Source organism: Bradyrhizobium sp. SZCCHNS3002 (assembly GCF_032377435.1).
Classification (GTDB): Bacteria; Pseudomonadota; Alphaproteobacteria; order Rhizobiales; family Xanthobacteraceae; genus Bradyrhizobium.
The window spans coordinates 230,630-252,619 of record NZ_JAUHHY010000004.1; the positions used below are offsets into that span (position 1 = coordinate 230,630).

19 protein-coding genes are annotated in these 21,990 nt (G+C 67.1%); 10 read left to right on the forward strand and 9 right to left on the reverse strand.

Annotated features, from left to right (window positions below; all coding sequences use genetic code 11):
* Window positions 1–22 precede the first annotated feature (22 nt).
* The 3 genes from QW845_RS10760 (at window position 23) to QW845_RS10770 (ending at window position 2,712) form a co-directional block, all read left to right on the forward strand.
* Window positions 23–856 (forward strand): hypothetical protein, encoded by an 834-nt coding sequence (locus tag QW845_RS10760; RefSeq protein WP_315801556.1) that lies wholly within the window; start codon window positions 23–25, stop codon window positions 854–856.
* 153 nt (window positions 857–1,009) lie between these two features.
* A complete protein-coding gene (locus QW845_RS10765) occupies window positions 1,010–1,936 on the forward strand; it encodes a sulfite exporter TauE/SafE family protein (RefSeq protein WP_315801557.1) in 927 nt (308 codons plus the stop codon).
* Complete coding sequence (locus QW845_RS10770) at window positions 1,933–2,712, forward strand: TIGR02186 family protein (RefSeq protein ID WP_315801558.1); 780 nt, start codon at window positions 1,933–1,935, stop codon at window positions 2,710–2,712. The genes QW845_RS10765 and QW845_RS10770 overlap by 4 nt, the downstream gene beginning before the upstream one ends.
* 13 nt (window positions 2,713–2,725) lie before the next feature.
* Here the strand turns inward: QW845_RS10770 and QW845_RS10775 are convergent, their stop codons facing one another.
* Together QW845_RS10775 and QW845_RS10780 are read right to left on the reverse strand one after the other, a co-directional pair.
* The gene (locus QW845_RS10775; RefSeq protein WP_315801559.1) at window positions 2,726–3,487 is read right to left on the reverse strand and encodes an MBL fold metallo-hydrolase; all 762 of its coding nucleotides are present in this window, start codon (window positions 3,485–3,487) and stop codon (window positions 2,726–2,728) included.
* Window positions 3,484–4,404 carry a DMT family transporter gene (locus QW845_RS10780; protein ID WP_315801560.1) on the reverse strand — a complete coding sequence of 307 codons (921 nt, stop codon included), beginning with the start codon at window positions 4,402–4,404 and terminating at the stop codon, window positions 3,484–3,486. The genes QW845_RS10775 and QW845_RS10780 overlap by 4 nt, the downstream gene beginning before the upstream one ends.
* Window positions 4,405–4,501: 97 nt before the next feature.
* Here QW845_RS10780 and QW845_RS10785 point away from each other — a divergent pair, with 97 nt between their 5' ends.
* A complete protein-coding gene (locus QW845_RS10785) occupies window positions 4,502–5,368 on the forward strand; it encodes a LysR family transcriptional regulator (RefSeq protein ID WP_315801561.1) in 867 nt (288 codons plus the stop codon).
* Between the two features lie 219 nt (window positions 5,369–5,587).
* On the opposite strand, the gene pdeM is transcribed toward QW845_RS10785, so the two are convergent.
* The 4 genes from pdeM to QW845_RS10805 form a co-directional block, all read right to left on the reverse strand.
* Window positions 5,588–6,235, reverse strand: a complete 648-nt coding sequence (gene pdeM, locus QW845_RS10790; protein ID WP_315801767.1) for a ligase-associated DNA damage response endonuclease PdeM — start codon at window positions 6,233–6,235, stop codon at window positions 5,588–5,590.
* A 180-nt stretch (window positions 6,236–6,415) separates the two neighbouring features.
* Window positions 6,416–9,178, reverse strand: a complete 2,763-nt coding sequence (locus QW845_RS10795; RefSeq protein WP_315801768.1) for a ligase-associated DNA damage response DEXH box helicase — start codon at window positions 9,176–9,178, stop codon at window positions 6,416–6,418.
* A gap of 293 nt (window positions 9,179–9,471) precedes the next feature.
* Window positions 9,472–10,701, reverse strand: a complete 1,230-nt coding sequence (locus QW845_RS10800; RefSeq protein ID WP_315801562.1) for an ABC transporter substrate-binding protein — start codon at window positions 10,699–10,701, stop codon at window positions 9,472–9,474.
* Window positions 10,702–10,809: 108 nt separating this feature from the next.
* A complete protein-coding gene (locus QW845_RS10805; protein ID WP_315801563.1) occupies window positions 10,810–11,736 on the reverse strand; it encodes a class I SAM-dependent DNA methyltransferase in 927 nt (308 codons plus the stop codon).
* A gap of 121 nt (window positions 11,737–11,857) precedes the next feature.
* Between QW845_RS10805 and QW845_RS10810 the strand changes: the two genes are divergently transcribed.
* The 5 genes from QW845_RS10810 to QW845_RS10830 all read left to right on the forward strand — a co-directional run bounded on the left by QW845_RS10810 (window position 11,858) and on the right by QW845_RS10830 (window position 17,547).
* Entirely contained in the window at window positions 11,858–12,895 is a 1,038-nt protein-coding gene (locus QW845_RS10810) for a ligase-associated DNA damage response exonuclease (RefSeq protein WP_409997901.1), read from the forward strand.
* Window positions 12,892–14,778, forward strand: coding sequence for an ATP-dependent DNA ligase (locus tag QW845_RS10815; protein WP_315801565.1), 1,887 nt, complete (start codon window positions 12,892–12,894; stop codon window positions 14,776–14,778). The genes QW845_RS10810 and QW845_RS10815 overlap by 4 nt, the downstream gene beginning before the upstream one ends.
* A 318-nt stretch (window positions 14,779–15,096) precedes the next feature.
* Window positions 15,097–15,405 carry a DUF6460 domain-containing protein gene (locus QW845_RS10820; protein ID WP_315801566.1) on the forward strand — a complete coding sequence of 103 codons (309 nt, stop codon included), beginning with the start codon at window positions 15,097–15,099 and terminating at the stop codon, window positions 15,403–15,405.
* A gap of 13 nt (window positions 15,406–15,418) precedes the next feature.
* Window positions 15,419–16,153, forward strand: a complete 735-nt coding sequence (locus QW845_RS10825) for an MBL fold metallo-hydrolase (protein ID WP_315801567.1) — start codon at window positions 15,419–15,421, stop codon at window positions 16,151–16,153.
* Window positions 16,154–16,260: 107 nt separating this feature from the next.
* Window positions 16,261–17,547 (forward strand): MATE family efflux transporter, encoded by a 1,287-nt coding sequence (locus tag QW845_RS10830; RefSeq protein ID WP_315801769.1) that lies wholly within the window; start codon window positions 16,261–16,263, stop codon window positions 17,545–17,547.
* 110 nt (window positions 17,548–17,657) lie between these two features.
* On the opposite strand, the gene QW845_RS10835 is transcribed toward QW845_RS10830, so the two are convergent.
* Both QW845_RS10835 and QW845_RS10840 read right to left on the reverse strand, forming a co-directional pair.
* Complete coding sequence (locus QW845_RS10835; RefSeq protein ID WP_315801568.1) at window positions 17,658–18,752, reverse strand: quinone-dependent dihydroorotate dehydrogenase; 1,095 nt, start codon at window positions 18,750–18,752, stop codon at window positions 17,658–17,660.
* Entirely contained in the window at window positions 18,749–19,093 is a 345-nt protein-coding gene (locus QW845_RS10840; RefSeq protein WP_315801569.1) for a DUF952 domain-containing protein, read from the reverse strand. The genes QW845_RS10835 and QW845_RS10840 overlap by 4 nt, the downstream gene beginning before the upstream one ends.
* 254 nt (window positions 19,094–19,347) lie before the next feature.
* On the opposite strand from QW845_RS10840, the gene QW845_RS10845 reads away from it, so the two are divergent.
* Window positions 19,348–20,109, forward strand: coding sequence for a carbonic anhydrase family protein (locus tag QW845_RS10845; RefSeq protein WP_315801570.1), 762 nt, complete (start codon window positions 19,348–19,350; stop codon window positions 20,107–20,109).
* 191 nt (window positions 20,110–20,300) lie between these two features.
* Here QW845_RS10845 and QW845_RS10850 read toward each other — a convergent pair whose 3' ends face one another.
* Window positions 20,301–21,947: a lysine--tRNA ligase gene (locus tag QW845_RS10850; RefSeq protein WP_315801571.1), complete on the reverse strand. Its 1,647-nt coding sequence runs from the start codon at window positions 21,945–21,947 to the stop codon at window positions 20,301–20,303.
* Window positions 21,948–21,990: the final 43 nt, after the last annotated feature.

A 21,990-nucleotide genomic window follows, 5' to 3' on the forward strand; every position in this document is an offset into this window, starting at 1 on the left:
GCGCCGCGAGGAGCATCGACAGGTGTCAGCGGGGAACGAACAACCGGACGGCGCGGGCTTCCTGCAGTCGCCGACGGGGCCCCGCGTGCCGCCGCGGACCACGGCGAACGTCGCCGCTGCTCCGCCTCCTCGCCAACGAATGCAGCACGTGACCGACGGCTATCCTGCGGCGTTCCGATGGCGCCGGCTGGCTACCGTCATCTTCTTCGTTGCAATCGTGCTCGGCGGGGGCATTCGCGCCTACCGCGACCTGTCGCAGCCTGACGCCTGGTCGTTCTGGAAGGATCAGTACATTTCGCCAAGTCTGTCGGCGGCGCTGGTCGCCGACCCCGTCCTTGCCGGGCTGGGCGACAGGCGCGCCGTGCTCGCCGTCAGCGGCCCCATCGGACCAGCGGCGGCCGGCTGGCTGCGTGAGCGGATCAGCGAGGCCCGTCTCAAGCCGGGTGACGTGATCCTGCTGTCCTCGCCCGGCGGCAACCTCGACCAGGGGGTACTGATGGGCGAGATCATCCGCGCCCGCGGACTCGCGACCGCCGTCGGCGTGGCCGACAATGGCGGCCGCATCCGTCCGGGCTTCTGCGCCAGCGCCTGCGTGTTCGCCTTTGCCGGCGGGCAGACCCGCTACGGCCTCGATGGTTCGGCGCTCGGCGTGCACCGCTTCACGTCTGAGGCCCGCGGCGCTGACGCGGTCGCCGACACCCAGCGCGTCACCGGTGCCATCCTCGGCTACATGACGCGCATGGGCGTATCGTCGCAGGTCATCGAGGCGATGTCGCAGACCCGCGACATCCGCTGGCTCGATCCGAGCGATGCCGAGGCCATGAGGCTGGTGACCGCGCAGCTCAAGGCCCTTTGACCGAGCCCTCAGAACCCCACGCTCGGCGTCGGCGGATGTGACTTCGGGCGGGAATGACTGATCCCTTCGCTGCGATTTTCGGTTATGCAGGAGCTTGGCGTCCTGCATGGCATGCGCGGGATGCTCGCTCGAAGGATGGCAGAGGCCGCGCGGATGCAGATTTATCTTCCGATCGCCGACATCCCGGTCAACATCTTCCTGTTGCTGGCGATGGGCGCGGCCGTCGGCTTCGTCTCCGGCATGTTCGGCATCGGCGGCGGGTTCCTGATGACGCCGCTCCTGATCTTCGTCGGCATCACCCCAGCAGTTGCGGTCGCCTCGGTCTCCAGCCACATCGCCGCCTCGTCGTTCTCCGGCGCGCTGTCCTATTGGCGGCGGCGCGCCATCGATCCCTCGCTGGCCGCGGTATTGATGATCGGCGGCGCGCTCGGCACGGGGCTCGGCGTCGCCACCTTCACTCTGTTGCGGTCGCTCGGCCAACTCGATCTGATGATCGCGCTGTCCTATGTCGCGCTGCTGACGAGCGTCGGCGGCACGATGTTCTGGGAAGGACTGCGCGCGATGATGCGCGCGCGCCAGGGCGCGGTCGCGACCGTGCGGCGTCCGGGCAGCCATGTCTGGATCCATGGCCTGCCGCTGAAGATGCGCTTCAAGCGCTCGAAGATCTACGTCTCCGTCATTCCGGTGATCGGCATCGGCCTGATCATCGGCTTCCTCGGCGCCGTGATGGGCATCGGCGGCGGCTTCATTCTGGTGCCCCTGCTGATCTACCTGCTGCGTGTGCCGACCTCGACCGTCATCGGCACCTCGATGGTCCTGACGCTCGCGACCATGATGATCGCGACCATGCTGCACGCGATGAGCAATCATCTGGTCGACGCCGTTCTGGCGCTGATCCTGATGGTCGGCGGCGTCACGGGCGCGCAGTTCGGGGCCCGCGCCGGCCAGATGATCCGCGGCGAGCAGCTTAGGCTGCTGCTCGGCCTGCTGATCCTCGCCGTCGGCATCCGGTTCGCGATCGAGCTCGTGATCAAGCCCGACGACCTGTTCACGATCCGCGAGACCGAGATCAGCCAATGACGCCGCTCCGCCTCGCCAGCCTTATCGTCATGCTGCTGCTGGCCGGCGCCGCATCCGCACGCGCCGAGCGCCTGATCGTCTCGGTCTCCAACCATCGCGTGACGGTGACGCCGAACTATTCCGGCGAGGAGCTGGTGCTGTTCGGCTCGGTCGAGAAGGACATCCAGACGCCGCCGGGCCGCACCGCCTATGACCTCGTCGTCACCGTCCGCGGACCGCGGGCCGACATGGTGACGCGACGCAAGGAACGAAAGTTCGGCATCTGGATCAACACCGACTCCCGCCAGTTCCTGAAAGTGCCCGGCTATCTGGCGCTGTTCGCCAACCGCCCCTTCGATGCGATGGCCGCGCCCGAGGTGCTGCGCCGGCAGCAGCTCGGACTCAACAACGTGCTGCTCACGCAGCGCGTCGGTCCCGACTATGCCGATGTCGTCCCGAACGACGCGTTCCGCAGCGCCTTCGTGCGGCTGCAGTCGCAGCACGGCCTGTACCGCGAGGATACGTCCGCGGTGACCTTCCTCACGCCGACGCTGTTCCGCACCGGAATCCCGTTGCCCGCTGCGGTCCCGATCGGCACCTACGAGGTCGAGATCAAGCTGCTCGCCGACGGCGCACTGGTCACCAAGACCGAGACTGCGTTCGAGATCGTCAAGGTCGGCTTCGAGCAGTTCGTCGCGGCCTCCGCCAAGCAGAACGGCTTCGTCTATGGCCTGGTCACCGCCGCGATGGCGCTGATGACGGGATGGATGGCGTCGATCGTGTTCCGAAGGGACTAGTCGCTGTGCGAGGTCAGCGTTCGATCACCGTCCGCACACCTGGCTCCAGCAGCTTCAGCCGCGCCCCGAAGCCGAGTACGTCGAACGTGTTGCGCAGGTCCTGCGCGCTCTGCCGGAAATGTGCCCAGCCATCGGTGTGGACGGGAACGATCAGCGCGTCAGAAAACACCCGGGCCGTCTCGATCGTGTCGTTGGTGTCCATGGTCAGGTGGAACGGCCCGCGCGTCTGCGCCGCGCCAGCAAACGGCAGCACGATTCCCGCACGAAAGCGCCGCGCCACCTCGGCGACGCCGTCGTAGAACACGGTGTCGCCGCTGACATAGATCGGCGCAGACCCTTTCGACTGCAGCACGAATCCGATGACATCGCCCGCGACCGGCTCGATGCCGGCCGGACCGTGGCGCGCCGGGGTCGCCACAACCTTCAACGACCTGCCATTCTTCGTCAGCTCGGTTTCGCTCCAGGGCGCGAGCCCTTCGGCTGACGCACCGAGCCGTATTGCACCGATCTCGGTGGTCAGCACGCGCCGCGCACGGGACAGGAAGGCCCGTCCGCCATGATCGAGATTGTCGGAATGCTGATCATGGCTGAGCAGCACCGCGTCGACGTCGCCGACCGCATCTGCCGTTAGCGCCGGTCGCGAGAGCTTCTCCAGGGTGACGTGCGGCAGCTGATATGTGCCGGGATCGTCGAAGGTCGGATCGGTCAGCAGGCGGAAGCCGTCGATTTCGATCAGGGCGGTCGGGCCGCCGATCAGCGTGATCGCAACGCTCATGCTTGTGCTCCCACCGTGCGGGCCGGAGCCCGCGTGACCAGATAGATCCCGAGCGCGACGGGTATGACGCCGAGCAGATCCTGCAGCGCCACGTGCTCGCCGAGCACCACGAAGGCGAAGATCATCGCCAGCGGCGGCATCACGAAGTGATAGGCGCTGGCGGCGGTCGCACCGCAGACCTTCAGGAGGTGAAACCAGAGCACGTAGGCGAGGATCGAGCCGCCGAGCACCAGGAAGACGAACGCACCGATCAGTTGCGCATTCAGCACGATCTCGCCCACGTGCGACACGCCCAGCGCCACCGGCCAGAGCACCAGCCCGGCGGAGAGATTCTGGATTCCGTTGCCGACCCACAGGCTGCCCTTCGGCGCGAGCTGCTTGAAGAGGATGGTCCCGGTGACGATCGAGGCCAGCGCCGCCAGCGTATAGAGGATGCCTTCGAGGTGGTCGGTGCCGACGGACATGCGGTGCCAGACGATCATGGCGACGCCGATGGTGCCGAGCGCGAGGCCCGCGACCTTGCGCAGGGTCAGCGGCTCGCCGAGCAGCAGCGCGGCGAACACCGCGGTGAACACCGGATTGGCCGAGACGATCAGGCCGCCGAGCCCCGCCGACACCGTCTGCAAGCCGGTATAGCCGAGGCCGAGATAGAGTGCGTTGTTGGCGATGCCGATGATCGCGAACACCGCCGCATCGCGCCAGCTCATGCGCAGCTCGCCCCGGATAGCCGGCACCGCGAGAACGAGCACGCCGGCGAGCGAGAACCGCGCCGCGAGCAGCAGGAGCGGCGGACAATAGGTGACGCCGATCTTGCCGGCGACGAAAGCAAAGCTCCACAGCAGGCAGAACAGGCCGATCTCGAGCGGCAGCAGGTTCGACTTCACGGGGGTCACCGCAACGGAGGATACGGACGACATCGGGGATCTCCTTCGTCCTCGATGTAGGGCTGTTCTTTCCCATCTGGAAATTAAATGATAGACTGAAACTCAGTGGTTTTCCAAATGGAGGCCAGGAATGCTCGATCTGGACCTGTTGCGCAGCTTCGTCTCGGTGGTCGAGGCGGGCGGTTTCACCCGCGCGGGCGAGCGCGTCCACCGTACGCAGTCGACCATCAGTCAGCAGATCCGGCGGCTCGAGGACGACCTTGGCCAGACCTTGCTCAACCGCGACGGCCGCGCGGTCATACCGACCGAGGCCGGCGAGCGGCTGTTGTCCTACGCCCGCCGCCTGCTAGCGCTCGCCGAGGAGGCCCGCGACGTCGTCGCGCGGCCGGGTCCGGCCGGCGCGGTCAAGCTCGGCATCCCCGAAGACTTTGCCGCCTACCGCCTCGCAAAACTGCTCGCGGCGTTCTCGCGCGCCCATCCCGATCTGCGGCTCGACGTGCGTGCCGACCAGAGCCTCAACCTCAAGCGCGACATCGAGCGCGGCGACCTCGATCTGGCGCTGCTCAAGCGCGGCGCCGACGACTCACACGCGGCGATCGCGGCATGGCCGGAGCAGGTCTATTGGGTGACCAGCAAGAGCCATCCGGTCAGCCTCGATGCCCGCTCGCTGCCGCTGATCGGCTTCCCGCTCGGCTGCATCTATCGCACCCGCGCGATCCATGCGCTGGAGAGCGAGGGACGCGCCTGGCACATGGCCTACACATCGTCGAGCCTCGCCGGTATCCAGGCCGCGGTTGCCGCCGGGATGGGGCTGAGCATTCTCTCCGACATGTCGGTGCAGGCGGAGCACCGCGTGCTGACGGCCCGCGAAGGCTTTGCGCCGATCGACCGCACCGAGGTCGCGCTGGTCGCCTCGCCGGACGCCAGCCCGGCGACGCTGCGGCTCGCGGACCGGCTGGCCGAGTTCTGCGAGAAGGTGCAGGCGAAGGCGGCGTAGCTGCGTTCGCTCGCGACTTCTGCAACCGTTACGCCCCGCGGGCGGTGCGTCCCCTCTCCCGCTTGCGGGGGAGGGCTAGGGAGGGGGGCCGCTCCAACGGCGGTGCGCGTGGCGCCCCCTCTCCAACTCTCCCCCGCAAGCGGGGGAGAGAGCGCGGCGGAGTTCGTCGCCGGCATGGTCAGTCCAACTCCGAATTTCGACTCCCGACCATCCACTGAACTAATAGCACCTCGCCGCGGCGATGCTGTGCAGCCGGGTATCTCCCAGCACATGCGCGACGAAAGCACGCTTCGGGAACAGCCTGGCGAAGGCTGCGTCGCGCACGCTCAGGCCGCCGGCATAGGCGCCGAACGCCGGCATCACCGCGCGCTCGCCGTCGGAGACGAAGCAGCGGCGCTCCAAAGTGCGCGCCCGCGTCGCCACCCGCGCCTTGGGATGCAGATGGCCGGCGATCTCGCCGCGCGCGCCGGTCGGCTCGTGGCGGAACGTCACCGCGCCCAACGTGATCTCGTCCGCAACCTCGCCGCCGATACCGCGCGGCGCCGGATCGTGGTTGCCCGTGATCCAGACCCAGTCGCGGCCGACCTGGAGATTTGCGATCGCAGCGCGGTCGTCGCCGGTCAGGCGCGTATGCGCATCGCGATCATGAAAGCTGTCGCCGAGCGCGATCACGGTGCGCGGATTGTAGTGTGCGATCACCGAGGCAAGGCGCTGGAGCGTCGCGATGGTGTCGAACGGCGGCAGCAGCGTGCCGCGCGAGGCGTAGCTCGAGCCCTTCTCCAGATGCAGGTCGGAGACAACGAGCAACTGCTGCGCGTCCCATACCAGCGCGCCGGAGAGATCGACGCGCAGCGACAGGCCGGCGATCTCGAGCGCGGCGGAGCGGCCGCGCTGCGCACCACCGTGCTGATCGGGATGAGCCGAGGCGATGGCGATCGGAAGACTCACGACGGCCGCTCCTCGGGGCTGCCCCCCTCCCCGGCCCTCCTCCACAAGGGGAGAGGGAGTAGACCTGCTGCGCCGCGCATTGCGTGCCCCAACTATCAACTACCCCATCGCTTCCTTCACGAGTTCCTCGGCAGCCTCGGCCAGGAGCTCGTCGGCGGCCTCGCCATAGACGGATTCGCGGCCGATTTCCAGCATCACCGGCACCGCCAGCGGCGAGACGCGATCGAGTTCCCGATGGGTGATTCGTCCCTCGATGCGCTGGAGCATATCACCGAGCCGCTTCAGATCGAGCAGGCCGGTGGCGGCATCGGCGCGCGCCGCGCGCAACAGCATGTGATCGGGCTGATGCCGGCGCAGCACGTCGTAGACCAGATCGGTCGAGAACAGCACCTGGCGGCGGGTCTTCTCCTCGGTGGTCGACCGCCGCGCGATCAGGCCGGAGATGATGGCGCAGGAGCGGAACGTGCGCTTCATCAGCGCGGATTCGGCGAGCCATGCCTCGAGATCGTCGCCGAGCATATCCGGGTCGAACAAAGCGGCGAGGTCGAGCCGCCCCTGCTTGACCATCAGCGACATGTCGCCGAGCCCCCACACCGCAAGCGCATATTCATTGGCGACGAAGCCGAGCGGCCGGGCGCGCGCCCGCTCGAGCCGGCGCGTCAGCAGCATGCCGAGCGTCTGATGCGCGAGCCTGCCTTCGAACGGATAGCAGACGATGTAGTGCTTGTTGGAGCGCGGAAAGCTCTCGACGAGCAATTCGCGCCGGGCCGGGATGCGCGACACGTACTTCTGCAACGACAGCCAGTCGCGCACCTGCTCCGGCAACGCGCTCCAGGCCGTGCGGTCGTCGAGCAGGCCGCGCACGCGCTCGGCGAGATAGGTCGACAGCGGAAACTTGCCGCCCATATAGGACGGCACCTTCGGATCGGAGTCGTTGGCCCTGCTGACATAGACCTGGTCCTCGGCCAGCGCCTCGTAGCGCACGATCTCGCCGCTGAACACGAAAGTGTCGCCGAGCGTGAGGCCTTCGATGAACGCCTCCTCGATCTCGCCGAGCAGCCGGCCGCCGCGCGCGATCGCGCCGGTCGCTCCCGTGCCGCCGCCGCGCGCGCGCACCAGCCGCACCTTCAGCATCGCTTCTTCCACGATGGTGCCGACGTTCAAGCGATAGCTCTGCCGCACCTTGGGATTGGCGACGCGCCAGCGGCCCTTCGCATCCTGCTTGATGCGCGCGAACCGCTCATAGGTCTTCAGCGCGTAGCCGCCGGTGGCGACGAAGTCGACGACGTCGTCGAAATCGGCCCGCGACAGCGACGCATAGGGCGCGGTGGTGATCACCTCCGCATAGAGTTCGTCGCTGAGAAACGGCTCGGCGCAGGCGCAGCCGAGCACGTGCTGAGCCAGCACGTCGAGCGCGCCGATGCGCAGCGGCGGCGTGTCCTGCGCATTGTCGGCGATGGCGTCGATCGCCACCGAGCATTCCAGCACCTCGAAGCGGTTGGCCGGCACCAGCACCGCCCGCGAAGCCTCGTCGAGCCGGTGATTGGCACGGCCGATGCGCTGCATCAGCCGCGAGCAGCCCTTGGGCGCGCCGACATTGATGACGAGGTCGACGTCGCCCCAGTCGACGCCGAGATCGAGCGAGGAGGTGCAGACGACGCCGCGCAGCCGGCCGGCCGACATCGCGTCCTCGACCTTGCGGCGCTGCGCGACGTCGAGCGAGCCGTGATGCAGGGCGATGGCGAGGTTGTCGTCGTTGATGCGCCAGAATTCCTGGAACAGCATCTCGGCCTGGCTGCGGGTGTTGACGAACACCAGCGTGGTCTTGTTTTGCTTGATCAGCTCGTACATCTCGGCCAGCGCATGGCGCGCGCTGTGGCCGGCCCATGGCAGCCGCTCCTGCGTGTCGAGCATCTCGACCACCGGCGGCGCGGCGCCGCCGGCGACCACGACGTCGGCCGCAGCGATGCCGCCCCTCGGCTGCGGCACCAGGAAGCGCGCGAGCTGCTCGGGCTCAGCGACCGTCGCCGACAGGCCGATCATGCGCATGTCCGGCGCAAGCCGCCACAGCCGAGCCAGCGCGAGCGACAACAGATCGCCGCGCTTGGAGGTGACCAGCGCATGCAGCTCGTCGAGCACGACGCGCTTCAGCGAGGAAAACAGGAACGGCGCATCGTCCGACGACAGCAGCAGCGCCATCTGCTCGGGCGTCGTCAGCAGGATGTCCGGCGGATAACGGCGCTGCCGCTGCCGGCGCGACACCGGCGTGTCGCCGGTGCGGGTCTCGACCTTGATCGGCAGGCCCATCTCGGAGATCGGCGCCTCGAGATTGCGCGCGATGTCGACCGCGAGCGCCTTGAGCGGGGAGATGTAGAGCGTGTGCAGGCCGGCGGAGCGAACGACGGATCGCCCCGTTGAAATCACCTTTGCAGCTGCCCGGTTGGTTCCTGCTACCCGCGAAGACGAAGGATCGGGATCCGCGGCAGTGGACTCGCCGGATTCGTGCGAGGCGTACCGGCGGGAAGGCGCGGGACCCATCGATACTTCCGCCGGAGGCCCCCCTCCCGGCCCCTCCCCCACAAGGGGGGAGGGAGAGGAGAGAGCGGATTGTTTGGCGCGAGCAGATCGGTCATTCGACGCAGAGGCCGAGCCCAATTCCACCAAGGTTGGCAGGAACCCGGCGAGCGTCTTGCCGGCACCGGTCGGGGCGATCAGCAGTGCAGACCGGTTGGCCCGCGCCTTGTCGAGCAGCGCGAGCTGATGCGCGCGCGGCGCCCAGCCGCGCGCCGCGAACCATTTTGCGAAATGGTCAGGCAGCGCGGCGCTGTCGTCGGACGGGACTGGTGAGACGCGGGGCGGCACCGGGGGAAGGTAGGCAGTCACGCGCGGTTCGTCGAGGGTCGGGGCGATAACACTCGATTGCCTCGACCACCTCCGCCGTCGGCCCAGCCCATGCTGAAGCGCACCAGCGCCTCAGCAAACTCCTTTGTCGTTCCTGCGAACGCAGGGACCCATAGCCACCGGCTTTTATGGGACGATGACTTGCAGTGACGCCTCACCGATTGACCCCGCGGTATGGGTCCCTGCGCTCGCCGGCACGACACCGGAGAGTGCGGCCACAGCTCCGGTGCCATCATCCGATGGAGGGAAAATCCCTACTCTGTCATCGGCTTCTCGGAGATGCTCCAGTCCTTGCCGTCGAAGATCGAGATGTAGAGCGTCTTCATCGGCGTGTAGTCGTCCGGCGTGTAGGCGTAGTTGACGCCATCGAGGAAGAACGGCGAGTGGAAGCCGGCGAGCGTCGTGGCGTGCTTGAGCACGTTCTCGCGGGTCAGCATGTCGCCGCAGCGGCGCAGGATCTCGCCCATCGACACCGCCTGGCCGTAGCCGGCATAGGCGATGGTGTTGTCGGGATCGATGTTGGGCAGGTACTTGGCGCGCAGCGCCTCGAACCCCTTGACGTCCGGGTCGTCCTTCCATTGCGGCACGCCGGCATCCTTTGAGTAGCGGATGGCAACGATGTCCTTGGCGTTCTCGAGTCCGGCGGCCGAGAGAATCGAGCGGCCGGTCGAGCCGGCCGACAGCAGTTGCAGCGGCTTCCAGCCGAGCTCGGCCACCTTGCGGATCGACTGCGACGTCGCCTTGCCGGTGGTGATGTTGTAGAACACGTCGGCGCCGGACTTCGACAGGTTGATGAGCTGGGAGTCCACCGTCGGCTCGGTGAGATCATAGGTCTGCTCCATGATCACCTGCGCCTTGCCGCCGGCGTCGGCCAGCACCTTCTTGAACGGTCCCAGGAAATCGCGGCCGAAATCGTCGTTCTGATAGAGGATGCCGATCTTGGCTTCCGGCTTCACGCTCAGCACATGCTTGGCGAGGATGCGCGCCTCCGTCGGATACAGCGGCAGGCCGGCCATGGTCCATTTGTAGTTCTTGGGGTCGTTCCACTTCGAGGCGCCGGTGTTGAGCAGGAGCTGCGGCACGCCCTTGGAGTTGAGGTATTTGTGCACGGCGGTCTGCGGCGCGGTGCCGAGCGAGCCGTACAGCGCCAGCACCTCGTCCTGCTCGACCAGCCGCCGGGTCGCCTCGACGCATTTCGGCGCGCTATAGGCATCGTCCATCGTCAGGAACTTGACCTTGCGCCCATTGATGCCGCCCTGCTCGTTCAGCATCTGGAAATAGGCCTCGCCGACACGGCCGAGCACACCATACAGCGAGCCGGGGCCGGAATGCGGAATGGTCTGGCCGATCCTGATCTCGGTATCGCTGGCGCCGGCGTCATACTTCTTCTCGGCGGCCCAGACATAGGGCGACGCGATCGTCGAGGCGCCGATGGTCGCAAGCGCGGTGGCGCAGAAATCGCGCCGCGTCAGATGTTTTTTCATTTTTGTCTCTCCCTGGACTGCCGGCATTTTTTGGCATCGGGAGAGCTGCGGCAAGAGCGAAGTTGCCGCATTGGACGCCGCGTGCAGCGCATTCAATAGCGTGTAGACTCAAGTCCTGGTGGCGACCACGGCCAGGCCGCGCACCGGCAATTGCTCCTCGGTCCGCGGCGACGCCGGCGCGAGATGGGCCAGCTTCAATCCCGCGGCCGCAATCACGCCACGGACATATTCCGCGCCATGGGCATAGCGCAGCCCCTTGCCCATGATGACACCGTCGCCGTCATGGGTCTCGACGGTGAAGGTCAGCAGCCCCCCCGGCATCAGCACACGTTGCGCCTCGCGCAACACCGGGCCGAGGTCGCCGACATAGACCATCGCATCGGCAGCAAGAATGAGATCCGCAGACGCATCGTCCTGGCGCGCCAGCCCTGCCGTCATATCGTCGACCTCGAGCCCGGCATAGAGCCCGGTGGCGCGCGCTTCCGCGATCATGCCGGCCGACAGGTCGATCCCGATGATGCTGTCGACATTCTTGGCGAACGCCGCCGCGCCCAGCCCGGTGCCGCAGCCGAGATCGATCGCGCGCTTGAAGTAGGCCGGCTTGCGCTCAGCCGCGCGCACCGCGAGCACGGCCTTGAACAGGATGTTCGGCGCCCGGTAGTTGAGCCGCTCGATCAGCTCGGACTCGAAGCGCGGCGCGTATTGGTCGAACAGCGACTGCACATAGGCCTTCGGCATATCCGACAGCGGCGCGGCACCGAGCTGCATCAGCCGCACGCCGGCGCCATGGCGGTCATCCGGATCGGCGCCCCGGGCGTTCTGGAACGCGGCGACCGCCTTGTCGGTTTCGCCGAGCGCAATCCTGATCTGGCCGAGCTCGAACCACGCCGAGGCGAAGTTCGGCGCGACCTCGATGGCCTGCTCCATCACCTCCGCGGCCGCGGCCAGATCGCCCTTCAATTGCAGGTCGCGGGCGAACTCGTAGCGGCGGTCGGCGATCAGGTCGCCGGAGGAGAGGAAGAACCGGTGGGGCATGCTGGAACCGTGGTCTGGGCGGGCTGTCATTCCAGGAGATGCATGCGCGGGTCAAGCCCGCGCATCCCGGCCGGGAATGGGACAGACTGAAAATCCGGCTGACGAGACCTATATGAACTTGATGCGCCCGCAAGACATTCTGTTGCCCGTTCCGTCCGGCCTGTGCTGCAAGGCCGGCGGCTTTCACATCGATCCCGTGCGCCCGGTCGAGCGGGCGCTGATTACCCACGGCCATTCCGATCATGCCCGTGCCGGCCACGGCGCCGTGCTGGCGACGCAGGAGACGCTGGACATCATGCGGCTGCGCTATGGCGAGAATTTTGCCGGCAACACGCAGCCGATCCGCTATGGCGAGGAGATCAGGCTCGGCGACGTCACCGTGGGCTTCCACCCGGCGGGCCATGTGCTGGGCTCGGCGCAGATCAAGGTGTCCTGCGGCGGGACCTGCATCGTCGCCTCCGGCGACTACAAGGATGCGCGCGATCCGACCTGTGCGCCGTTCGAGCTCGTGCAATGCGACGTCTTCATCACCGAGGCCACGTTCGGCCTGCCCGTGTTCCGCCATGGCGACGCGGCGCTGGAGGTCAACAAGCTGCTGGCGTCGGTGGCGCTGTTTCCCGAGCGCGCGCATCTGGTCGGCGCGTATTCGCTCGGCAAGGCGCAGCGCGTGATCGCGCTGATCCGCGAGGCCGGCTATGATCGGCCGATCTACCTGCATGGCGCGATGGAGAAGATCACGCGCTACTATCAGGACAAGGGCATCGCGCTGGGCGAGTTGCGGCCTGTGAAGGGCGTCAAGAAGGCCGAGCTTGCCGGCACCATCACGCTTGCGCCACCGAGCGCGACCTCCGACCTGTGGACCCGGCGCTTTCCCGATCCCGTCACCGCCTTCGCCTCGGGCTGGATGCGGGTGCGCGCCAGGGCCCGGCAGCGCGGCATCGAGCTGCCGCTGGTGATCTCGGACCATGCCGACTGGGACGGGCTGACCGCGACGATCGCGGCGACCGGCGCAAGCGAAGTGTGGGTCACCCATGGGCAGGAGGACGCGCTGGTGCATTGGTGCCAGTCGCGCGGGCTTGCCGCGCGGCCGCTCGACCTGGTCGGCTACGGCGACGAGGAGGAGAGCGAAGTGGCGGCGACGGAGGACGCCGAGGCATGAACCGCTTCGCCGAGCTGCTCGACCGCCTCGCCTACGAGCCCGGCCGCAACAACAAGCTGCGGCTGCTGACGGCGTATTTCCGCGAGGTCGGGGATCCCGATCGCGGCTACGCGTTGGGCGCGCTGACCGGCGCGCTGTCGTTCAAGCACGCCAAGCCGGCGCTGATCCGCGATCTCATCGCCGCGCGCACCGATCCGGTGCTGTTCGCGCTATCGTATGACTATGTCGGCGATCTCTCGGAGACGGTCGCGCTGATGTGGCCGAAGGGCGCTCCTAATAAGCAGCTCGTTTCCGGGTACCCCCCTCCCCAGCCCTCCCCCACAAGGGGGGAGGGAGCCGAGTGGGACCCGGAGTTTGCATCTCATTCGATAGCGAACGGCAGCTCGAAAAGTGCTCTTGCCCCTCCGAGCTCCGCTCTCTCCGTTCCCTCCCCCCTTGTGGGGGAGGGTCAGGGAGGGGGGTGCCACACAGGCGGTTTCCCTGAAGCGCACACACCCGGATCGCACGCCGCAGGCCACAACAACCCGCCACCGCCGACGCTGACCGAGGTCGTCACCACCCTGCGCACGCTCGGCAAGACCGAGATGCCGCGGCAGCTCGCGCAATGGCTGGATGAACTCGACGAAACTGGGCGCTGGGCACTGCTGAAGCTCGTCACCGGCGCGTTGCGCATCGGCATCTCCGCGCGCCTCGCCAAGACCGCGGCCGCCGCCCTCGGCGACAAGGACCCGCACGAGGTCGAGCTGATCTGGCCGGGCCTCGCGCCGCCCTATCTCGACCTGTTCGCCTGGCTGGAAGGCCGCGGCGACAAGCCGGTCAATCGCGATCCCGCGCCGTTCCGGCCGGTGATGCTGGCGCATGCCGTCGACGACGACGACTTCGCCAACATGAAGGCAGCCGACTACATCGCGGAATGGAAATGGGACGGCATCCGCGTGCAGGCAGTGAGCGGCCGCGAGGCCGATGGCCGCGTCGTCACGCGGCTGTATTCGCGCAGCGGCGAGGACATCACGGCAAGCTTCCCGGACCTGCTGCCCTCGCTGCATCTGCCCGGCGCGCTCGACGGGGAGCTGCTGGTGGTGCGCGACCGTCGCGTGCAGAGCTTCAACGTGCTGCAGCAGCGGCTGAACCGCAAGACGGTATCGCCGAAGCTGATGAAGGAGTATCCGATCCACCTGCGCGCCTACGACCTGCTCGGCGATGAGGAGCACGATCTGCGCGAGCTGCCGTTCGAACAGCGGCGCGAGCGGCTCGAAGCGTTCATCCGGCGTCTGGATGACCCGCGCGTCGACCTGTCGCCGACGATTGCGTTCGCGACCTGGGACGAGCTGAAGGCTGCGCGTGCCAATCCCGCCTCGGCCGGTGCCGGCGACGATGCCGAGGCGGTCGAAGGCGTGATGCTGAAGCGGCGGGACGCGCTGTATCTGCCCGGCCGTCCCAAGGGGCAATGGTGGAAGTGGAAGCACGATCCGCACATCATCGATGCCGTGCTGATGTATGCGCAGCGCGGCCATGGCAAGCGCTCGTCCTATTACTCCGACTACACGTTCGGCGTCTGGACGGCAGGAGACGGCGGCGATCAGCTCGTCCCCGTCGGCAAGGCCTATTTCGGCTTCACCGACGAGGAGCTCCTGCAGATCGACCGCTTCGTCCGCCGCAACACCACCGAGAAGTTCGGTCCCGTGCGGCATGTCGTGCACGAGCCCGAGCAGGGCCTTGTGCTCGAAGTGGCGTTCGAGGGCCTGCAGCGCTCGCCGCGGCACAAATCCGGCATCGCGATGCGCTTTCCGCGCATCAGCCGGCTGCGCTGGGACAAGCCGCCGCGCGACGCCGACCGGCTGGAGACGCTGGAGCGCCTGCTGAAGAGCGAGGCGCTGGCGTGACAGCGTCTCGCGTGTCTAGACCCCAAAATGGCCTGACAATAGGGGACTCGTCATGCCCGGGCTTGACCCGCCTGCGCGGCCGTAGCCGCTTCGGCACGGCGAAGGCCCGGGCATCCATCCTCACTCGAAAGATGGATGGCCGGGTCAAGCCCGGCCATGACAGCATTGAAATGCGCGGCGATCCGCAAATGTCCGGCAGCGCGGAGGAACATTAAATGCCGGCAACCGGCTTGCGGCGCTGAGCCGGGTTCCCCACCTGCCCTGCCGTGCTTTATAATCGGGCTCGCGAATCCGACGAACCCGCCTGGAGACGATGCCATGTCGAACGACGTCAGGGACTATCCGGCCCGCGCCCGCAGCTCGGATGGCCTGTACCGTTTTCTCGGCGGCTCGCCGCTGTCGGTCGCGTTCCGGCTGGTGCTGCTGTCGATCCTGGTCGGCGTGGTGCTGTCGGCCATCGGCTTCGATCCGCTGAACATCCTGCACAGCATCCGGCTGCTGTTCATCCGGCTGTACGAGCTCGGTTTCGACGCCTTCAACTGGCTCTGGCGCTACTTCCTGCTCGGCGCCGTGATCGTGATCCCGATCTGGTTCCTGTCGCGGCTGTTCGCCCCGCGCGGCCGATAGAGAGCCGCAGCCGATGCAGCTCCGCTTCGTCGGCTGCGGCGACGCGTTCGGATCGGGCGGCAGGTCCAACACCTGCTTCCATCTGACCGGCCAGCGCACCAACCTGCTGATCGACTGCGGCGCCTCGTCGCTGCCGGCGCTGAAGCGGCTCGGCATCGCCTGCAACGCGATCGAACTGATTCTGATCACGCATTTCCATGGCGATCATTTCGCCGGCCTGCCGTTCCTGCTGCTCGATGCGCAGTTCTCACGGCGAACGACGCCGCTGGTGATCGCCGGCCCCGCCGGCATCGCGGCGCGGCTGACGCAGGTGATGGAAGCGCTGTTCGAGCATTCGTCGACGACGCCGCGCAATTTCGAGCTGTCGGTGATCGAGCTGGTGCCCGAGGAGACGATGCGCTTCGGTGACATCAGCGTGACGCCGTTTGCGGTGGTGCACGGCAACTCCGGAGGGCCGTTTCTCGGCTACCGCATCGAGGCGGAAGGCAAGGTCGTCGCCTATACCGCCGACACCGAATGGACCGACAGCCTGATCCCGCTCGGCCGCGACGCCGACCTGCTGATCGCCGAGGCCTATACCTACGACAAGGCGGTGAAGAACCATCTCAGCCTCGCGACGCTGGAGGCGCATCTCGATGCTATCAGGCCGAAGCGGCTGGTGCTCACCCATATGAGCGACGACATGCTGGGCCGGCTGGACCGCATCGACCACGTGGCCGCGCATGACGGCATGAGTATCGACCTCTAGCCGGGAGACGCGAAAGGTCGCTAAGAACGGCAGAGACGCGCGTGTCGCGCGTTTCGCCAATCAAAGAGCCGTTCTTGACCGCTTCAGCCAAAGTCACGACTGCGCAGGTGTTCGACATCGCGGGCCCCGCGATGATCGCCAATCTGACCACGCCGCTGATCGGCATCGTCTCGACCACAGCGATCGGCAGGCTCGGTGAAGCGGCCATGCTCGGCGGCGTCGCCATGGCCTCGGTGATCTTCGACTGCCTCTTCTGGCTGTTCGCGTTCCTCCGCGCCAGCACGCTCGCCTTCACTGCGCAATCGCTCGGCGCCGGCGAGACCGACGAGATCCTGATGGTCCTGGTCCGCGGCCTCGTGCTGGCCGCGCTGATCGGCGTCAGCCTGATCGCGCTGCAACTGCCGCTGGGCGCGATCATCTTCGACATCATGGGCGGCAGCGACGCCGTGCTGAGCGCGGCCCACAGCTATTTCATCGTCCGGATCTGGTCGGCGCCCCTGGCGCTCGCCAACTACGTGCTGCTCGGCTGGCTGGTCGGACTGGCGCGTGCGCGGCTGGCCTTGGGCGTTCAGGTCGCGATCAACCTGATCAACATGGCCGCGACCATCCTGTTCGTCCAGGTGCTGCAGGCCGGCATCGCCGGCGCGGCGATCGCCGCCGTGATCGCGGAAACGGTCGGTGTCGCGATCGGCCTCGTGCTGGCGCGCCGATTGGTCAAGGCCGACGCCCGGATGTCGCGTGCGGCGCTGCTCGACCGCGCCAAGCTGATGCACATGATGGCCGTCAACCGCGACATCATGATCCGCACCGCGGCGATGATCGTGGCCTTCCTGTTCTTCACCTCGCAAGGCGCGCGCGCCGGCGACACGACGCTCGCCGCAAACGCGGTGCTGAACAATTTCCTGCTGGTGGCCGCCTTCTTCCTCGACGGGCTCGCCAATGCCGCCGAGCAGCTCTGCGGCTACGCGTTCGGCGCGCGCAACAAGGACGCCTTCGCCGGCGCCACGAGGCTGGTGCTGACCTGGGGCTTCGGCTTCGCGCTCGCGGTGGCCGCGATCTTCGCGCTGTTCGGGCCGGTGCTGATCGACGTGATGACGGCAAGCGATGCCGTGCGCCGTGCGGCGCGCGACTACCTGCCGTTCGTGGTGGCGTCGCCGCTGCTGTCGGTGTTCGCCTTCGCATTCGACGGCGTCTATATCGGCGCCACCTGGGCGCGCGACATGCGCAACCTCATGGTGGCGGCGCTGGTCGTCTTCCTCGGCACCTGGCTGGCGCTGCGCGGCTTCGGCAATACGGGCCTGTGGATCGCGATGCTGAGCTTCTACGCGGCCCGCGGCGGCTTCCAGGCCGCGCGCTATCCGGCGCTGTTGCGGGCGTCGTTCGGGAAATCATGAGGGTCGTAGGGCGGCGAAGCGCAGCGTTCCCGCCGCCTTCCTTGACGTGCAAATGGTGGGCACGCTGCGCTTTGCCCACCCTACATTCTTTGTCGACGATAGACCGCGCGCTAGACCGGCCAATCCTCGGCGGTGATCGTGGCGGCATCGGCGCCCACGATCTCCGACAGCGAATCGCGTCCCGTGCGCAGCAGGGTCGAGGTCAGGTCGGCCTTGATGCTCTCGACCAGGCCGAGGCCCTTGTAGACCAGCGAGGAATACAGCTGGATCAGGCTGGCGCCGGCGCGGATCTTGGTCAGCGCGGCGCCGCCGGTGTCGATGCCACCGACGCCGATCAGCGGGAACGCGCCTTCGACGCGCACGAAGGTCTCGGCCACCATGCGGGTCGACAGCCGGAACAGCGGCCGCCCGGACAGGCCGCCCTGCTCCCTGGCGCGCAACTGCTCGCGCAGCGAGCTCGGCCGGGCGAGCGTCGTGTTCGACACGATCATGCCGTCGACGCCGCGCGAGCGGGCGACGTGGACGACGTCGTCGAGCTCGGCGAGGCTGAGATCGGGGGCGATCTTGAGCAGAACCGGGGTGTCACCGGATTTCCGCCTGATACGGTCGCGCGCCTCGAGCACCTTGGACAAGAGCTCGTCGAGCTGCGAGGCCTGCTGCAGATTGCGCAGGCCCGGCGTGTTGGGCGAGGAGATGTTGACGGTGAAATAGCTCGCCACTGGCGCGAAGGTCTCGATCAGCCGGACATAGTCGGCGACGCGGTCGGCCGAATCCTTGTTGGCCCCGACATTGACGCCGACGATGCCGCCCTGATGAGCGCGGCCGGCCAGCCGGCGCAGCACGATCTCGGCGCCGTCATTGTTGAAGCCCATGCGGTTGATGACCGCCTCGTCGCGCTCCAGCCGGAACAGCCGCGGGCGCGGATTGCCGCTCTGCGGCCGCGGGGTCACCGAACCGATCTCGACGAAGCCGAAGCCGAGCCGCAGCAGCGCGTCCGGCACCTCGGCGTTCTTGTCGAAGCCGGCGGCCATGCCGACCGGGTTAGGGAAGTTCAGCCCGAAGGCGCGCACCGCGAGCTTGGCATCATCCGGTCGCGGCTTGATCGCCGGCAGCAGCTTCAGGCCCTGGATGGCGAGCCGGTGCGCATCCTCGGCGTCGAGCCATCGGAGCAGCGGCAGCGAGAGCTGGTCGAAAGCGCGGATCACGGCTTCAATTCCGGAAGGTCGTGGCCGCCATCGGCACGGCTGTGCATCTGGTGAACGGCGGTCACGGCGCCGAGATCGAGCTCGCCATACAAATGCGGGAACAGCTCGTCGTTGCGCGAGCGCTCCCAGCGTAAGCCTGCCCCCAGCGCATCCGCCTCGACCTCGACCAGGAACAGCGCGCTCTGCCCCGAGAAGTGCTTCCGCGCCGTCTCCGGCACCTGGGAGGCGGTCGAAAAATGGATGAACCCGTCGCGCAGATCGTCCGCGCTGCCGCGGTACACGCCCAGCCGCTCCGCCTCGCGCCAGGCCGAAGCTGAGCAGATTTTGTAGATTTTGGGCACCTTCGCGCGGTCCTGGCTTGAGCTTGAGTTTGCTGATGTTTTCGGGAGCGGCCGACCGTATCGGCAGGGGGCGGCGAACTCAAGCATCGTTTGCCCGGGACAGTTCAGCGGCTGACCCGCTCAGGTTGTATCCGAGCGACGGCGAATTCGCGAGGGTGCAACCGGTTCCTCAGCAAGAGTTAACCTGATTCGGCTTTCCTGTTGCGCGCGATTCGCAGCCGATCATGCCCACGCTTGAACCTTTGGAGATTGTCATGGACCGCCGCCACGTCTTGAAGGCCCTGGCGGGGCTCGCCCTGTGCCCCGTCTGCGCCACCCCGGGCTTCGCCGCCGAGGGCGCCCCGCACTGGAGCTATGAGGGCGCGACCGGACCGGCCAAATGGGGTGATCTCGACGCGGCCAACAAGGTCTGCGGCGTCGGCACCCAGCAATCGCCCATCGACATCGAGCACTCGACTCGGGCCCAGCTGCCCGACTTCAGGCTGAACTGGGCCAGGACCGCCGACACCATCGTCAACAACGGCCACACCATCCAGCTCAACTTCGCCGATGGCAGCAGCACCATGAAGCTCGAGGGCACCACCTACAAGCTGCTGCAGGTGCATTTCCATCGTCCGAGCGAGCACCAGATCGGCGGCAAGAACTATCCGATGGAGGCGCATTTCGTGCATCGCGCCGCCTCCGGCGGCCTCGCCGTCCTCGGCGTGCTCATGACCACCGGCCGCCCCAACGCCGCCTTCGCGCAGATCGTCGCGACGATGCCGGACAAGGAGGGTCCCGCGGTCAAGGCTGATCCGCGCATCAATCCCCACATGATGCTGCCAGCGCGCCGCTCCTATTATCGCTATGCCGGCTCGCTGACGACGCCGCCCTGCTCGGAGGTGGTCGAATGGCTGCTGCTGAGCGAGCCGGTCTCGGTCGCGGAAGCCGACGTGGCGAAATTCGCCAAACTGTATCCGATGAACGCCCGCCCGGTGCAGAAGCTCGACCGCCGCTTCGTGCTGCAAGGGGTGTAGTTCGCTCGCCGCGCGGCGGTGGAAAGCGCCGCCGCGCATTCCGCCGTCGTCCCGGCGAAAGCGGAACCCATACCGCGGAATCCTGATTGGTTGAGAAGATGGCGGAGACCCTCCGCCACATGTTGGCCGGTGGCTATAGGTCCCGGCTCAAGGCCGGGACGACACCTTTTGTGTCATGACCAGCGTTGGCCTTACGCGCTGCGTGCCAATGCCCCGTCGATCATCGCCACCGCATTGTTCAGGCCGTAGACCGCGACGAAGGAGCCGAAGCGCGGGCCCTTCTCCTGGCCGAGCAGCACCTGGTAGAGCATGTTGAACCAGTCGAGCGACACGCCCGGGCGGCCGTCCTTGCCCTTCTTGGCGTGGTCGAGGAACGGCTCGCGGCGGCCGATCTCGTAGACCACGTTCTGGATGTCCTCGGCCGTCGCCTCCGCCGGCAGGTTCGACAACGCGTCGCGCAGATCCTGCAGCGCCACGCGCTCGCCCTCGGTCGGCTCGCGGAACGTCTTGGTGGGCGCGACGAAGTCGCGATAGTAGTTGATCGCGTAGCCGACCATCGCATCGAGCTTGGGATGGGTTTGCGGCGTCACGCCTGGCCGGTAGCGGCCGATGAAGCCCCATAGGGTCTCGGCATTCTCGGCGTTCGACGACGACACCAAGGTCAGCAGCAGTTGGAAGGTGACGGGCATGTCGGCCTTCGGCGGCTTGCCGGAATGGATGTGCCAGACCGGATTGCCGAGCTGCTGCTTGGCGTCCTGCCTGGAGAAGCCCTCGAGGAACTGCTGGTAATCATCGACGTTGCGCGGGATGACGTCGAAATACAGCCGCTTCGCTGCCTTGGGCTCGCGATACATGAACAGCGACAGCGATTCCGGCGAGGCATAGCGCAGCCACTCATCGATGGTCAGGCCGTTGCCCTTCGACTTCGAGATCTTCTGGCCCTTCTCGTCGAGGAACAGCTCGTAGTTGAAGCCCTCCGGCGGCGTGCCGCCGAGCGCCGCGCAGATCTTGCCCGACAGCTTCACCGAATCGATCAGGTCCTTGCCGGCCATTTCATAGTCGACGCCGAGCGCGTGCCAGCGCATCGCCCAGTCCGGCTTCCATTGCAGCTTGCAATGGCCGCCGGTGACCGGAACGGTCATCCGCTCCTTGGTCTCGGGATCGTCATAGGAGATCGTACCAGCCTTGGCGTCGTGCTCGACGATCGGCACGTACAGCACCAGCCCGGTGCGCGGGCAAATGGGGAGGAACGGCGAGTAGCTCGCCGCGCGCTCCTCGCGCAGGGACGGCAGCATGATCGCCATCACCTTCTCCAGCCGCTCCAGCATGCGCAACAGCGCCGCATCGAACTTGCCGGAGGTGTAGTACTCGGTCGAGGAGGCGAATTCGTAGTCGAAGCCGAACCGGTCGAGGAAGGCGCGCAGCCGGGCATTGTTGTGCGCGGCGAACGAGGGATACTCGTTGGAGAACGGATCGGGGATGCGCGACAGCGGCTTGCCGAGATGCGTGGCCAGCATCTCCTTGTTCGGCACGTTGTCCGGCACCTTGCGCAGGCCGTCCATGTCGTCGGAGAACGCGATCAGGCGGGTCTTGATCTTGTCCTCGGTCAGCACGCGGAAGGCGTGGCGCACCATGGTGGTGCGCGCGACCTCGCCGAAGGTGCCGATGTGCGGCAGGCCGGACGGGCCGTAGCCGGTCTCGAACAGCACCTCGTCCTTCGGCGTCTTCTTCAGCCGGTTGACGATCGCCTTCGCCTGCTCGAACGGCCAGGCGTTGGAGTTTTCGGCAAGCGCGCGCAGGTCGCTCGGGCTGGTCGGGACGAGATCGATCGTGGACATCTGAAGTACCGGTTTCGAAGGAGCAAAAAACTAACACAGGGCG